The following is a 13,803-nucleotide window of genomic DNA, read 5'->3' as shown; positions in this document are numbered from 1 at the left end:
GCCAGCGCGCCGAGCGCGCAAAAAAGTAAGGTATTCGGCCAATACTGGTCACTTAAGCCGATTTTTAGGGGAAACACCGGGGGAGGTTCCTGCAGGGACGCCTCACCCCGGTGGTCGCCCGGTGTATCTCGATGCTTAAACGATCGGCATTAAGCATTCGGCGGCTTATCCTGCCGCTCGTCTGCACAGCGGAAACCTTTTTCAATACAACCCAAGGTCTTCGCTGTGGATCAGACTCGCGCTCTATTGCACTGGTTATCGCCAGGTTAGCTCAGCGCGGGTTTGTTATCTATATGGGTTAACACGCCTTCGGCGCTAAAGGTTAGCGTCAAGGTCTGTTGTTTTACGGATTCATGGCCCGGCTGTTGGCGAAATACATAAAACCAGGTATTGCTGCTGAACGGATCCTGCATCATTGGTGTTCCCAACGTGTAGGCAACCTGTTGTTTGGTCATCCCGGTATGAATTTTCGCGACGTCACTCGGCGCCAGGTAGTTTCCCTGATTGATGTCCGGCCGATAAACCACTTTCTCCAACGTGGAACAACCGGCAGTTAGCATAACAACCACCGCAGCGACGACAGTCAGCGTTTTACAGCGCATAGTGATTACATTCCTTAAGGGCATAGGTTGCCGATGATAATAGACCTTGCCGGAATTGAAAACCTGCAAGACCCCTGTATGACCTCGGGAAGGCAAAAAAGTTGGATTTTTTATGGCGGCTTCCTGCCCGTCCCTCTTCGGGCCGTCGCAAGCGACGTTGAAAAACGCTCCCGGCGTTTTTTATGGCGAGTCCATCCCTGGTCCGGGTCTTACGCGGCCAGCAGCTCTTTGGCATTCGCCAGCGTATTTTTCGTGACAGCGCTGCCGCCCAGCAGACGCGCCAGTTCCTGCAGGCGGGCGCGTTTATCGAGCGGCTGCATCAATGTTTCCGTTTCCGCGCCGTCCGTCTGTTTACTGACGAAGAAGTGATGATGGCCGCAGCCGGCGACCTGGGGCAGGTGGGTGACGCACATCACCTGCGTGGATTCGCCAAGCTGACGCAGCATTTTTCCCACGATGGCCGCCGTCGGGCCGCTGATCCCCACATCGACCTCATCAAAGATCAGCGCGGGCGTATCCATTTTACGCGCGGTGATCAACTGAATAATCAGGGAAATACGGGAAAGTTCCCCGCCGGAGGCCACTTTAGCCAGTGACTGGTGCGGCTGGCCGGGGTTGGTGGTAACGCGAAACTCAATGCTGTCCGCGCCGCTGGCGGTCAGGCATTCAGGGGTAAATTTTACGTCGATGGTGAAATGCCCGTGCGGCATCGCCAGCTCATGCATGTTGCTGGTGATAAACTGCGCCAGCTCTTTGGCGTGGTGCAGGCGGCGAACGTGCAGCTGTTCGGCGACGTGCAGCGCCTGCTGATGATATTCGCTGACGGCGAAGCTCAGGGATTCGCGATCGCTCTCCTGCTCTTCCAGCGACCGCCGCTCTTCCAGCAATTGCTGATGAAAGGCAGGCAAGGCTTCCGGCTGAACATGGTGCTTACGCGCCAGCGCCAATTGGCGGGATAGCCGCTGTTCCAGCTCATATAGCCGGATCGGGTCGAGATCCATCCGTTCGCTGTAGTGACGCAGTTCGTCGCTGGCCTCGCCGAGCTGGATGCCGGCCTCCTCCAGCATAGAGAGCACGTCGGCCAGCGTCTCGTCCATGCCGGCCAGTTCGCCGATCCGCTGTTTTACGCTATGCAACATGCCAAGCATATTTTGCTCTTCGTCTTCGCTGAGCAGCTGCAATGCCTGCTGGCTCAGCGCCAGCAGCTGTTCGCTGTTCGACAGCCGTTTGTACTCGATATCGATCTGCTCGTATTCGCCGGGCTGCGGGGCAAACTCATTGAGCTCTTTCAATTGATATTGCAGCAGTTCGCGGCGGGCTTCCCGCTCGATGGCGGCCTGTTGCAGCTGCGCCAGCGAACGGCAGCTTTGATGCCACTGCTGCCAGATCTGTTGCATGGCACCCAGCAGTTGGGATTCATCGGCGTAGGCATCCAGCAGATGTTTCTGGTGCTCCGGCTTGAGCAACTGCTGATGCGCGTGCTGGCCGTGAAGCTGAATCAGAAGCTGACCGAGTTCGCGCAGTTGCGAAACGGGCACCGCCGTACCGTTGATAAAGCCGCGCGAGCGGCCGTCCGCGCCAATCACCCGGCGCAGCAGGCACTCGTTGCTGTCATCCAGCTGGTTCCGTTCCAGCCACCGGCGCGCTCCGGGCGTGTCCGCAAGCGAGAAGCGTGCGCAGATGTCCGCGCGGGCGGCTCCGGGTCTTACCATGCTGGCGTCGGAACGATTGCCCAGGCACAGGCCGAGAGCGTCAATGGCGATGGATTTACCCGCGCCGGTCTCCCCGGTGATCACGCTCATTCCCGCCTGAAAATCGATTTCTAACTCACGCACGATGGCGAAGTTACTGATAGTGAGTTGCGCCAGCATGATAGTTTTCCTGTATGTAATAACAAGGTGTGAATGCATACAGTATAGACTGGTTTTATATACAGTAAAGCGGCGGCGAGCGATTTTAGAATAATTTTTTAGACCAGCCGAGCTTTGTGCTTAACGTATTGAAGTAATTATAATTTTTGGGGTGAATAAGATTCAGGGCATATTCGCTGCGGCGGATCAGAACCTCTTCCTTTTCCTGTACGGGGAGCGAAATCTGGCTGTCGCAGCTGATTTCCAAATCGCTGGTGATGTGGGAAAACTTTAGCCGGATGGTGCTGCTGCTGTTGATGACCAGCGGACGCGCCGAGAGCGTGTGGGGAAACATGGGCACCAGCGCGATGGCGTCCAGCGAGGGGGTCAGAATCGGGCCGCCGCCGGATAAAGAGTAGGCGGTCGAACCGGTCGGCGTGGAAATGATCAGGCCGTCAGAACGTTGGGAGAAGGCGAAGCTATCGTCAATATAGACTTCAAATTCAATCATGTGTGCCACTTTCCCAGGGTGGAGCACCACTTCATTGATGGCGGTGCTGCTGCTGCTGGGGCGATCGGCGCGGCAAATATGCGCTTCCAACATAAAGCGCCGTTCGCTTAGATACTGGCCGTTTAATACGTCGGAAAGCTGCTGCTGGGCGTGGTCGGGATCCAGATCGGTCAGAAAGCCGAGATTGCCGCGGTTAACGCCGATAACCTGAATGTCATAGCGCGATAATACCCGGGCCGCGCCGAGCATATTGCCGTCGCCGCCGACGACGACGGCGAGATCGGCTTTTTGTCCGATTTCGGCCAGGCTGCCGGTCTGCGCGCCTTGCAGATTCAGATCGAGGGCGATCTGTTGTTCAATCAGCACCGTATAGCCTTTACCGGTCAGCCAATGATAGAGCATTTCATGGGTCGCCAGCGCGGTAGGATGGCGCGGATGCCCCACAATGCCAATACAATTAAACGGTTTATTCATTGCTGTCGTTATCCTCGGCGTGATAAGCCCTGGGTCGGGAACAACCAATATATGACCGGTTCCCTTGAATCCCCGGTTTTGATCCCCATAATAAGCAACTAGCGGGATTAATGCTAAAACGCGGAGAATTTCATGAGTAGTAAAGAACAGAACACGCCTGACGAGCAAGTCTTGGATCAAACGGATACGGCAAAAGAGCCGCAGGCGCAAGATGCGGCGGCAGACGCGACCGATCCGCGCGATGCGCGTATCGCCGAACTGGAAGCGCAACTGAGCGAATTGCAGCAGCGCGAGCGTGATAATGTACTGCGCGCCCGGGCCGAAGCCGATAATATCCGCCGTCGTGCGGAAATCGACGTTGAGAAGGCGCATAAGTTCGCGCTGGAAAAATTCGCCGGCGAAATGCTGCCGGTTATCGACAACCTGGAACGCGCGCTGGATTTGGCGGATAAATCCAATGAGGCGCTGGCGCCGATGGTTGAAGGCATCGAACTGACGCTGAAATCGTTACTGGATGCCGTGCATAAGTTTGGCATCGAGGTGGTCGGGGAGGTGGATGTTCCCTTTAATCCAGAGGTCCATCAGGCGATGACCATGCTGGAATCCGCCGATCACCAGCCTAACCACGTAATGATGGTGATGCAGAAGGGCTATACGCTCAATGGGCGCCTGTTGCGTCCGGCGATGGTGGCGGTATCTAAGGCGAAAGCCTGATATTCCGAACGCGGACACCCCTGCCTGATAACCCCTATCTATCCCCCGCGAAGGCGGGGATTCTGATAGACGGCGCGTTATTAAAAGCCGGTTTCCGCCTGCGCGGGAGCGACGGCTTTGTAGGCGCGGTGTTATCAAACTGATACTCTTCATTTTTCAAATTGCGCTCGGGCGCTTTCCGCTCCCTGCGGCCGCAGGCGCGCATCGGCTGTTTCTCACGGGCTGATACCCTTTTGTCAGTAGTCTGACCCCATGCTTCGGCGTGGGGTTTTTTGTTTATATTTTGTTAATATTTTTTTATTAAAAGAGTGTTTTTTGGCGTCTTGATGGATCATCATCTTTACCTATTGAAAGAATTGGTATCACCGCCCTAAATGCACTTGATAATCATTATCAATTCTGTGAGAGTGATAAAAACAACAGCGTTATAAGGGTCATACTATGCCGAGCAGTCGAGTCGCCGAATCAGCCAGCCGTACATCAAGAAAGGTTAAACTTTCTTTGATGGGGCCGGCGTTTATCGCCGCGATCGGTTATATCGATCCGGGTAACTTCGCGACCAATATTCAGTCCGGCGCGGCCTACGGCTACACACTGTTATGGGTTGTGGTGTGGGCCAATGTGATGGCGATGTTGATCCAACTGTTATCGGCCAAGCTGGGCATCGCCACCGGAAAAAATCTGGCCGAGCTGATCCGCGATCGCTTTCCGCGGCCCGCGGTCTGGGCCTACTGGGTTCAGGCGGAGATCATCGCCATGGCGACCGATCTGGCGGAATTTATCGGCGCCGCCATTGGTTTCAAGCTGTTGCTGGGCGTATCCCTGCTTGAGGGCGCTATTCTTACCGGCATCGCCACCTTTCTGATTTTGATGCTGCAGCGGCATGGTCAGAAGCCGTTGGAAATGGTAATCGGCGGGCTGCTGCTGTTTGTCGCCGCGGCTTATATTGTTGAGCTGGCGTTCTCTCAGCCTCAGTTGGCCGCGCTGGCCCGCGGGGTCGTTATTCCCAACCTGCCGACGTCGGATGCGGTTTTTCTGGCGGCCGGCGTGCTGGGGGCGACGATCATGCCCCATGTGATCTATCTGCACTCCTCTCTGACGCAGCACGATGGGGAACACTCCCGCGCCGAACGCTACTCCGCCACTAAAGTCGATGTCGCTATCGCCATGACCATCGCCGGGTTTGTGAATCTGGCGATGATGGCGACCGCCGCCGCGGCTTTCCATTTCAGCGGCAACCAGAATATTGCCGATCTGGATCGGGCCTATTTGACGCTGGAACCGTTGCTGGGAAAAGCGGCGGCGACGATTTTCGGTCTGAGTCTGGTGGCGGCGGGGCTCTCCTCGACCGTGGTCGGTACGCTGGCCGGACAGGTGGTTATGCAGGGGTTCGTTCGCTTCCATATTCCGCTGTGGGTTCGGCGTTCCGTCACTATGCTGCCATCATTTATCGTTATTCTGCTGGGCATGGATCCTACCCGAGTGCTGGTATTTAGCCAGGTTATCCTGAGTTTTGGCATCGCGCTGGCGCTGATCCCCTTACTGGCATTCACCGGCAACCGCGAGCTAATGGGCGAGATGGTCAACAGCCGGTTGATACAAAATACCGGCAAATTGATTGTTTTTATCGTTATCTCGCTCAATGTTTACCTGCTTGTCAGTACGGCTTTAGGATTGTGACGATAGGTGCATTCCGCTAAGCCCCGTTTTATCATCAGGCGCTGATTTTTTATGGCGGGTTGCTGTCCGTCGCCCCGGTTATCCTGAACTCATCACGATGGGGTTGTCATTAAACTTATTTTATTTAGGTGGAGTCATGTCGTCGCCGATCGCTATCGTTGAAAAAAAACTCTTATCCGATCATTGGTTTATTCTGCATAAGTATGTTTTTGATTTGAAAAGAAAACGTGGCGGCGTCGTCCGCCAGATCCGCGAGGTTTACGATCGGGGCGACGGCGCGACGATCCTGCTGTATAACCGGCGCAAGGGAACCGTTATCCTGACCCGGCAGTTCCGTATCCCCACCTACCTTAACGGCAATGAAAGCGGCATGCTGCTGGAAGCCTGCGCGGGCATGCTGGACAGCCACTCGCCGGAAGCCTGCGTTCGCAACGAGGCGATAGAAGAAACCGGCTATGCGGTAGGCGAGGTTGAAAAACTGTTTGATGCCTATATGTCGCCCGGAGGGGTGACGGAACGGCTCTATTTTTTCGCCGCTGAATATAGCGACGCCGACCATAACAACGCAGGCGGCGGCGTCGAGGATGAAGATATCGAAGTGCTTGAGCTGCCTTTCACGCAGGCGATGGAGATGGTGAGCGACGGCCGCATTAAAGACGCGAAAACCATTATGCTGCTGCAACATGCCTATATTAGGGGATGGTTTTCGTAGCTGCTCTTATCCGTTTCGGATAATTAATGCCGATCGTTTAAGCATCAAGATACACGGGGCGACCACCGGGGTGAGGCGTCCCTGTGGGAACCTCCCCCGGTGTTTCCCCTAAAAATCAGCTTAAGTGAACGGTATTCTTTCGGATAATGGCGTTTGCAGAACGAAAAGAGAGAACGCTCCTTCGAGCGCGGTGGGATGGAAAGATGCACCGCGCTTTTATCCGTTTTCTCGCGATATAAATTAAGTATAGTAACTATATTAAGAGAAATTAACTTCCGCTTTTTGCAGCCCTTCAAAGTTTAACAAACCGCACACATTATACTGGCCCTTTGTAACCTCACTCCCTCCCTATAACGAAAATAGACAAAGGACGTAACAATGGACGATCAATTAAAACAGAGTGCATTGGATTTCCATCAATTTCCGGTACCTGGGAAAATCCGGGTATCGCCGACGAAACCGCTGGCGACCCAGCGCGATTTGGCCCTGGCATACTCTCCCGGCGTCGCCGCGCCCTGTCTTGAGATCGCCGAAGATCCGCTGGCGGCGTACAAGTACACGGCGCGCGGTAATCTGGTGGCGGTGATTTCGAATGGCACCGCCGTGCTTGGTTTGGGAAATATCGGCGCGCTGGCCGGCAAGCCGGTAATGGAAGGGAAGGGCGTGCTGTTCAAGAAGTTTTCCGGCATTGATGTGTTCGATATCGAAGTGGATGAGCTCGATCCGGATAAATTGATCGACGTTGTCGCCGCGCTGGAGCCGACGTTTGGCGGCATCAATCTGGAAGATATCAAAGCGCCGGAATGTTTCTACATCGAGAAAAAGCTGCGCGAGCGGATGAAAATTCCGGTATTTCACGACGATCAGCACGGTACGGCGATTATCTGTACCGCGGCGGTGCTGAACGGGCTGCGGGTGGTGGAGAAAAAGATCTCCGAGGTGCGCCTGGTGGTTTCCGGCGCCGGGGCGGCCTCCATCGCCTGTCTGAATCTGCTGGTGGCGCTGGGCATGAAGCACGAAAACATTGCGGTGTGCGATTCGCGCGGCGTGATTTACAAAGGCCGCGAGGAGAATATGGCGGAGACCAAAGCCGCCTACGCCATTGACGACAACGGCGCGCGCAAGCTGGCGGACGTGATCCCCGACGCCGATATTTTCCTTGGCTGCTCCGGCCCCGGCGTGTTGACGCCGGAGATGGTGAAAACCATGGCCCCGCGTCCGCTGATCCTGGCGCTGGCGAATCCCGAACCGGAAATTCTGCCGCCGCTGGCTAAAGAAGCGCGTCCCGACGCCATTATCTGCACCGGTCGTTCCGATTACCCGAACCAGGTTAACAACGTCCTGTGTTTCCCGTTTATTTTCCGCGGGGCGCTGGATGTCGGCGCCACCACCATCAATGAAGAGATGAAGCTGGCCTGCGTGCATGCCATCGCCGATCTGGCGCTGGCGGAGCAGAGCGAAGTGGTGGCCTCCGCCTATGGCGATCAGGAGCTGTCGTTCGGCCCGGATTATCTGATTCCCAAGCCCTTCGATCCGCGGCTGATTATCAAAATCGCCCCGGCGGTGGCCAAAGCCGCGATGGAGTCCGGCGTCGCCACGCGGCCGATTGAGGATTTTGACGCCTATATCGAGAAGCTGACCCAGTTCGTCTATAAAACCAATCTGTTTATGAAGCCGATTTTCTCCCAGGCGCGTCAGCAGCCGCGCCGCGTGGTGCTGGCCGAAGGGGAGGAGCCGCGCGTGCTGCACGCCACGCAGGAGCTGGTGACGCTGGGGCTGGCCTTCCCGATACTGATTGGGCGTCCGAACGTGATCGAGATGCGTCTGCAAAAGCTGGGCCTGCAGTTGACCATCGGTAAAGATTTTGAAGTGGTCAATAACGAGTCCGACCCGCGTTTCAAGGCGTACTGGAGCGAGTACTTCGAAATGATGAAGCGGCGCGGCGTATCGCAGGAAAAGGCGCAGCGCGAGGTGATCGGCAATCCGACCTTGATTGGCTCCATCATGGTATTGCGCGGCGAGGCGGATGCGATGATTTGCGGCACCATCGGTACCTATCAAGAACATTTCGATATCGTGGAAAGGGTGTTCGGTTACCGTGACGGCGTGCATGTGGCCGGCGCCATGAATGCGCTGCTGTTGCCCAGCGGGAATACGTTTATCGCCGATACCTACGTCAACGCCGATCCGACGCCGGAACAGCTGGCCGAGATTACCTTAATGGCGGCGGATACCGTACGCCGTTTCGGCATTGAGCCGAAGGTCGCGCTGCTGTCGCATTCCAGCTTCGGCACCTCCGATTTGCCGAGCGCGCAGAAAATGCGCGCGACGCTGGCGCTGGTGAATAAGCTGGCGCCCGAACTCGAAATTGACGGTGAAATGCACGGCGACGCCGCGCTGGTGGAGGCGATCCGCCGCGAGCAGATGCCGGACAGCCCGCTAAAGGGCTCCGCCAACATTCTGATCATGCCGAATATGGAAGCGGCGCGCATCAGCTATAACCTGCTGCGCGTTTCTTCTTCCGAAGGCGTGACGGTTGGCCCGGTTCTAATGGGCGTCGCCAAGCCGGTGCATATCCTGACGTCGATCGCCTCGGTGCGGCGTATCGTTAATATGGTGGCGCTGGCGGTGGTGGAGGCGCAAACCCAGCCGCTGTAGGAACGGGCCCGGCCGGCCGGGCACCGCGCGCGACTAGCGGTTTTTTTGCTGCAGCCACTTATCCAGTTCGGCGGCAAACTGCTGCCGGTCGCGCTGACTCAAGGTCGCGGGGCCGCCGGTCTGAATGCCGCTGGCGCGCAGGGTATCCATAAAGTCACGCATATTCAGCCGTTCGCGGATGGTGTCCGGCGTATAGCGCTCACCGCGGGGGTTGAGCGCCACCGCGCCTTTTGCGATCGCTTCGGCGGCCAGCGGAATATCGCTGGTGATCACCAGATCGCCGGTGGCAACCCGGCGCACAATCTCGTTATCCGCGACGTCGAACCCGGCGGCGACGCGCAGGGTGCGAATAAAGCGCGATGGTGGCACCTTCAGCGACTGGTTGGCGACCAGGGTGGTCGGGGTGGCGGTGCGATCCGCCGCGCGAAACAGCACTTCTTTGATGACGTTGGGGCAGGCATCGGCATCGACCCAAATCTGCATTACTTGGCGACTCCCGTTGGCGGAATGGAGGGACTATTCTCGTCGAGCCAGTCCCGGACCGGTAAAAAATCCCGGTACAGCGCGGCTTCCGGGCTGTTCGGCTCCGGCTGATACTGGTATTCCCAGCGGGCCAGCGGCGGCATCGACATCAGGATGGATTCCGTGCGCCCGCCGCTTTGCAGCCCGAACAGCGTACCGCGATCCCACACCAGATTGAATTCAGCATAGCGCCCGCGGCGGTAGAGCTGAAATTGGCGCTCGCGCTCGCCCCACGGCAGGGCTTTGCGCTTCTCGACGATCGGCAGATAGGCGCTTAAAAAGCCGGCGCCGACCGCGCGGGAAAAATCAAAGCAGGTAGCAAAATCCGGCGTGTTTAGATCGTCGAAGAACAGCCCGCCGATGCCGCGCGCCTCGTTGCGGTGTTTCAGGAAAAAATAGTCATCGCACCATTTCTTATAACGCGGGTAAACGTCCGCGCCGAAAGGGCGGCACAGGTCGCGGGCGGTTTGGTGCCAGTGAATCGCGTCCTCCTCGAAACCGTAAAACGGCGTCAGATCGAAGCCGCCGCCGAACCACCACACCGCTTCTTCGCCCGGTTTTTCGGCAATAAAAAAACGTACGTTGGCGTGGCTGGTGGGAACATAAGGGTTTTGCGGATGAATCACCAGCGATACGCCCATCGCCTGGTAGCTGCGCCCCGCCAGTTCAGGACGGCGCGCGCTGGCGGACGGCGGCAATGAACGGCCGGATATATGAGAAAAGTTGACGCCGGCGCGTTCGAATACGCCGCCCGATAAAACGCGGCTGCATCCTCCCCCGCCTTCCGCGCGCTGCCAGATATCCTCATCAAAATCGGCGGCGCCGTCTGCGGCGGCGAGCTGTCGGCAGATATCATCCTGCAAGGTACGCAGGAAGGTTTTTACAGCACGGATATAGGGCATGCGCCGGATTCCTTTAACCTGTCAATAAGGTCGGACAGTATAACGATTATCGCCGGATAATAAAAAATCGCCGGGAGCGATTTTCAACGTCGCTCGCGACGGCCCGGAGGGGGACGGGCAGGAAGCCCGTCATAAAAAATCGCCGGGAGCGATTTTCAACGTCGCCCGCGACGGCCCACTCTAAATAGTCAGCGGGTAGGGATATTTCCACCGGCCGGCTGCAATTTGATATTGCGTCTGACACAAATCACGCGATAATCAGAGCTTACTTAATTGCAACGTGGTGAATGTGATGGAAATCCGCGTATTCCGACAAGATGATTTTGAAGAGGTGATCACCCTTTGGGAACGCTGCGATTTGCTGCGCCCGTGGAACGATCCTGAAATGGATATCGAGCGTAAGCTGAATCACGATGCCGATCTGTTTCTGATCGCTGAAGTCGGCGGCGAAGTGGTGGGATCGGTTATGGGCGGCTACGACGGTCACCGCGGATCGGCTTATTATCTTGGCGTTCATCCGGATTTCCGCGGCAGGGGCATCGCCAACGCGTTGATCAGCCGTCTGGAAAAGAAACTTATCGCCCGCGGCTGCCCGAAAATCCATCTGATGGTGCGTGAGGATAACGACGCGGTGATCGGCATGTATGAAAAACTCGACTATGAAATGGTCGACAGCGTGACGCTGGGAAAACGTCTTATTGAGGATCTGGAGTACTGATCCGTCCGACGCCATCCGCCCCACGTTCTGTTATGGCAGGTTCGGAATGGCTTGCCTTGCGCCCGATCTCTTGCGGTTTTACGGCACTTTTCTTTATCCCTATACTCAAACTCGAATCGGGTGATGACGGCTATCGATGGATGCCGTTCAATATTGAGGAGTGAATGTGATGAGATTGCGCCCATTATTACTGGGATTACCGCTGATGCTGAGCGGGTGTAGCGCGATGTCTGGCTTTTCCTGGTCCAGCCTGTCGCCGTTTAACTGGTTCGGCGGCTCCATTCAGGTATCGGATGCTGGCGTCGGCGGCATTAATGCCGGTACGCCGTTATCCGAATCCGTGCTGCAGCAGGCGCTGAATAATAACTACCGTCTGCGTAGCGGTATGGGTTCGAACAACGGACAGCTGGTGGCGTTTTACCAGGCATTGGACGGCAATGACGTTAAGCTGATTATCAGCGGCGAGCCCAAAAGCCATGTCCGGAAAGTGGAAGTGATGGATGCGGCGATTGAGAGCGTGTGGGGCGTGAAAATCGGCGATACGTTCGCCTCATCCTACAGCAAGGCATTCGGCGCCTGCCAACCGGGGCAGGGGGATGATGCGCAAAGCGTTGAGTGCGTCGCGCCGCAGAGCAAGCATGTCAGCTATCTGTTCTCCGGTGAGTGGAGTGGGCCGGAGGGGCTAATGCCTTCCGATGACATTCTCAAAAGCTGGCGGGTCAGCAAAATCGTCTGGCATGCGCAGGCTCGCGATTAGCCGCCGCCTCTTGTTTTGTTGATTAAGCCGGGATTCAGTCATGGGGCGGGGAAAGGCGGCGTCGATCTTTTATTTCTGGGGGACGCTGGATCTCTTCTACGCCATTCGCTTTCTATGGCTGAACCTGGCGCATAATAGGGTGCCGATTTACGATGATATTCATGCCTTTTTGTCGTATCGCCCTATTTCCGGCGTTTATGGCGATATCCTCTTCGCGCTTTCGCTGTGCCTGACGCTCTCCATTCCCGTATCGGCCTGGCTTTTTTTATGGCGGGCTTCCTGCCCGTCCCCCTCCGCGCCGTCGCAGGCGACGTTGAAAAACGCTCCCGGCGTTTTTTTATCGCAACGCCTGCGCCGGTCCGCCGTCGCGCTGGCGTATCTGCAAACGCCGGTCAGGCTGCTGACTATGACGCCGTCGCTCTCTTTTATTCCCTGGTTTATCGGTATGAGCGGTTTGCAGCACGCGCCGCTGAATCTCGGACTGTTGTTATTTTCTGAAATCGCCAAGGTGACGACCCTGCGCTTTGCCCGCGCCTACGGGGAGGAAAAGCGGCGTTCGCGGTGATTTTGCGTTTAAGCAAAGTAAAATCCCGATCTCTTCCGGTATGATAGTCCGGCTGCGCGTATCGCATGGCAAACAAGAATAAAGAAGCATGCTTAGATTGAGGAAGCAAAGATGACACAAATTCAGAGCGGCATTCTGTTGGAACACCGCCGTTTTGCCATTTATATGGAAGCTATGATCCAGGGGGAGTTTGACGCCGTTCGGCAGGGTTGCAAAAAATTCTGTCAGGCGTTGTCCGAACTGCAACAGCAGTTTCCCGATGCCGGTTTGGGCGCGGTGCTCGCTTTTGGTTACGACGTCTGGCGCGATCTGGATTGCCAAAGCTCCGCGCAGGAGCTCAAGCCGTTTACACCGCTAGGAAAAGGGCTGGCGCCGGCAACCCAGCGCGACCTGTTGATTCATATTCATTCATTGCGGCAGGATGTGAATTTCAGTCTGGCGCTGGCGGCGCTGGCCGCTTTTGGCGGCGCCATCCGTGTGGAGGAGGAGATACACGGCTTCCGCTGGATTGAAGAGCGTGATTTGAGCGGCTTCGTTGACGGCACGGAGAACCCGCAGGGCGACGCCCGTTACGATGTGGCGATTATTCCCGAAGGGCATGCGGATGCCGGCGGCAGCTATGTTTTGACCCAGCGCTGGGAGCATAATCTGAAGCAGCTGCAGCGTCTTAGCGTTGAACAGCAGGAGCAGATGATCGGCCGCACCAAACAGGATAGCGAAGAGCTGCCGCCCGAACGGCGTCCGGCGACGTCGCACGTCAGCCGCGTTGATTTAAAAGAAGACGGCAAAGGGTTGAAAATCGTGCGCCAAAGCTTGCCTTACGGTACGGCCAGCGGCAAACACGGGCTCTATTTTATCGCCTACTGCGCGCGTCTGCATAATATCGAACAACAGCTGCTGAGCATGTTCGGCGATCTGGACGGCAAACGCGACGAAATGCTGCGCTTCACCCGTGCGGTGAGCGGCAGCTACTTCTTCGCGCCTTCGCTGGATCGCCTGCTGGCGCTTTAATCCCCGCCGTTTCCGTCATGGCCGCAGGCCGTGGCGGGGCGGTCGATCCCCGCGTTTTCTTTATCCCCGCCGTTATGCCGTTTCCGGAAGTAGTCCGCGCGACCGATGACAGAGTATGATGGTACGA

Annotated in this window: 13 protein-coding genes; 8 read left to right on the top strand and 5 right to left on the bottom strand. The window is 56.7% G+C overall.

Annotation, left to right across the window (positions count from 1 at the left end; all coding sequences use genetic code 11):
* Positions 1-266: 266 nt before the first annotated feature.
* The 3 genes from bamE to nadK all read right to left on the bottom strand — a co-directional run bounded on the left by bamE (position 267) and on the right by nadK (position 3,437).
* Positions 267-602 (bottom strand): outer membrane protein assembly factor BamE, encoded by a 336-nt coding sequence (gene bamE, locus VSX58_RS17295; protein WP_327619177.1) that lies wholly within the window; start codon positions 600-602, stop codon positions 267-269.
* 209 nt (positions 603-811) lie between these two features.
* Entirely contained in the window at positions 812-2,473 is a 1,662-nt protein-coding gene (gene recN / locus VSX58_RS17290; protein ID WP_327619176.1) for a DNA repair protein RecN, read from the bottom strand.
* Between the two features lie 85 nt (positions 2,474-2,558).
* Positions 2,559-3,437, bottom strand: coding sequence for an NAD(+) kinase (gene nadK, locus VSX58_RS17285; RefSeq protein ID WP_327613008.1), 879 nt, complete (start codon positions 3,435-3,437; stop codon positions 2,559-2,561).
* A gap of 132 nt (positions 3,438-3,569) precedes the next feature.
* On the opposite strand from nadK, the gene grpE reads away from it, so the two are divergent.
* From grpE to maeB, 4 genes are all read left to right on the top strand, one after another.
* Positions 3,570-4,151 (top strand): nucleotide exchange factor GrpE, encoded by a 582-nt coding sequence (gene grpE / locus VSX58_RS17280; RefSeq protein ID WP_327619175.1) that lies wholly within the window; start codon positions 3,570-3,572, stop codon positions 4,149-4,151.
* Positions 4,152-4,592: 441 nt separating this feature from the next.
* Positions 4,593-5,831 (top strand): Nramp family divalent metal transporter, encoded by a 1,239-nt coding sequence (locus VSX58_RS17275; protein ID WP_327619174.1) that lies wholly within the window; start codon positions 4,593-4,595, stop codon positions 5,829-5,831.
* Between the two features lie 136 nt (positions 5,832-5,967).
* Positions 5,968-6,543, top strand: a complete 576-nt coding sequence (nudK, locus tag VSX58_RS17270) for a GDP-mannose pyrophosphatase NudK (RefSeq protein ID WP_327619173.1) — start codon at positions 5,968-5,970, stop codon at positions 6,541-6,543.
* 378 nt (positions 6,544-6,921) lie between these two features.
* Complete coding sequence (gene maeB / locus VSX58_RS17265) at positions 6,922-9,201, top strand: NADP-dependent oxaloacetate-decarboxylating malate dehydrogenase (protein ID WP_327619172.1); 2,280 nt, start codon at positions 6,922-6,924, stop codon at positions 9,199-9,201.
* A 33-nt stretch (positions 9,202-9,234) separates the two neighbouring features.
* On the opposite strand, the gene VSX58_RS17260 is transcribed toward maeB, so the two are convergent.
* Both VSX58_RS17260 and hemF read right to left on the bottom strand, forming a co-directional pair.
* The gene (locus VSX58_RS17260) at positions 9,235-9,684 is read right to left on the bottom strand and encodes a YaiI/YqxD family protein (protein ID WP_327613013.1); all 450 of its coding nucleotides are present in this window, start codon (positions 9,682-9,684) and stop codon (positions 9,235-9,237) included.
* Positions 9,684-10,625, bottom strand: a complete 942-nt coding sequence (hemF, locus tag VSX58_RS17255; protein WP_327619171.1) for an oxygen-dependent coproporphyrinogen oxidase — start codon at positions 10,623-10,625, stop codon at positions 9,684-9,686. The genes VSX58_RS17260 and hemF overlap by 1 nt, the downstream gene beginning before the upstream one ends.
* A gap of 292 nt (positions 10,626-10,917) precedes the next feature.
* Here hemF and VSX58_RS17250 point away from each other — a divergent pair, with 292 nt between their 5' ends.
* The 4 genes from VSX58_RS17250 to VSX58_RS17235 all read left to right on the top strand — a co-directional run bounded on the left by VSX58_RS17250 (position 10,918) and on the right by VSX58_RS17235 (position 13,676).
* Positions 10,918-11,343 carry a GNAT family acetyltransferase gene (locus VSX58_RS17250; RefSeq protein ID WP_327619170.1) on the top strand — a complete coding sequence of 142 codons (426 nt, stop codon included), beginning with the start codon at positions 10,918-10,920 and terminating at the stop codon, positions 11,341-11,343.
* A 169-nt stretch (positions 11,344-11,512) separates the two neighbouring features.
* Positions 11,513-12,100 (top strand): RpoE-regulated lipoprotein, encoded by a 588-nt coding sequence (locus VSX58_RS17245; protein WP_327619182.1) that lies wholly within the window; start codon positions 11,513-11,515, stop codon positions 12,098-12,100.
* A 40-nt stretch (positions 12,101-12,140) separates the two neighbouring features.
* Entirely contained in the window at positions 12,141-12,665 is a 525-nt protein-coding gene (locus VSX58_RS17240; protein ID WP_327619169.1) for an arginine:ornithine antiporter, read from the top strand.
* 111 nt (positions 12,666-12,776) lie between these two features.
* On the top strand, positions 12,777-13,676 hold the full coding sequence (locus tag VSX58_RS17235) for a Dyp-type peroxidase (protein ID WP_327619168.1): 900 nt from the start codon (positions 12,777-12,779) through the stop codon (positions 13,674-13,676).
* Positions 13,677-13,803 lie beyond the last annotated feature (127 nt).

The sequence above is a fragment of the Brenneria populi genome, assembly GCF_036016195.1.
Taxonomy (GTDB): domain Bacteria; phylum Pseudomonadota; class Gammaproteobacteria; order Enterobacterales; family Enterobacteriaceae; genus Brenneria; species Brenneria populi.
This window is presented reverse-complemented; position numbering and strand designations above follow the sequence as displayed.

Coding starts and splice junctions, on each gene's coding strand:
- bamE (WP_327619177.1), bottom strand. CDS start 602: ATGCGCTGTAAAACGCTGACTGTCGTCGCTGCGGTGGTTGTTATGCTA.
- recN (WP_327619176.1), bottom strand. CDS start 2,473: ATGCTGGCGCAACTCACTATCAGTAACTTCGCCATCGTGCGTGAGTTA.
- nadK (WP_327613008.1), bottom strand. CDS start 3,437: ATGAATAAACCGTTTAATTGTATTGGCATTGTGGGGCATCCGCGCCAT.
- grpE (WP_327619175.1), top strand. CDS start 3,570: ATGAGTAGTAAAGAACAGAACACGCCTGACGAGCAAGTCTTGGATCAA.
- VSX58_RS17275 (WP_327619174.1), top strand. CDS start 4,593: ATGCCGAGCAGTCGAGTCGCCGAATCAGCCAGCCGTACATCAAGAAAG.
- nudK (WP_327619173.1), top strand. CDS start 5,968: ATGTCGTCGCCGATCGCTATCGTTGAAAAAAAACTCTTATCCGATCAT.
- maeB (WP_327619172.1), top strand. CDS start 6,922: ATGGACGATCAATTAAAACAGAGTGCATTGGATTTCCATCAATTTCCG.
- VSX58_RS17260 (WP_327613013.1), bottom strand. CDS start 9,684: ATGCAGATTTGGGTCGATGCCGATGCCTGCCCCAACGTCATCAAAGAA.
- hemF (WP_327619171.1), bottom strand. CDS start 10,625: ATGCCCTATATCCGTGCTGTAAAAACCTTCCTGCGTACCTTGCAGGAT.
- VSX58_RS17250 (WP_327619170.1), top strand. CDS start 10,918: ATGGAAATCCGCGTATTCCGACAAGATGATTTTGAAGAGGTGATCACC.
- VSX58_RS17245 (WP_327619182.1), top strand. CDS start 11,513: ATGAGATTGCGCCCATTATTACTGGGATTACCGCTGATGCTGAGCGGG.
- VSX58_RS17240 (WP_327619169.1), top strand. CDS start 12,141: ATGGGGCGGGGAAAGGCGGCGTCGATCTTTTATTTCTGGGGGACGCTG.
- VSX58_RS17235 (WP_327619168.1), top strand. CDS start 12,777: ATGACACAAATTCAGAGCGGCATTCTGTTGGAACACCGCCGTTTTGCC.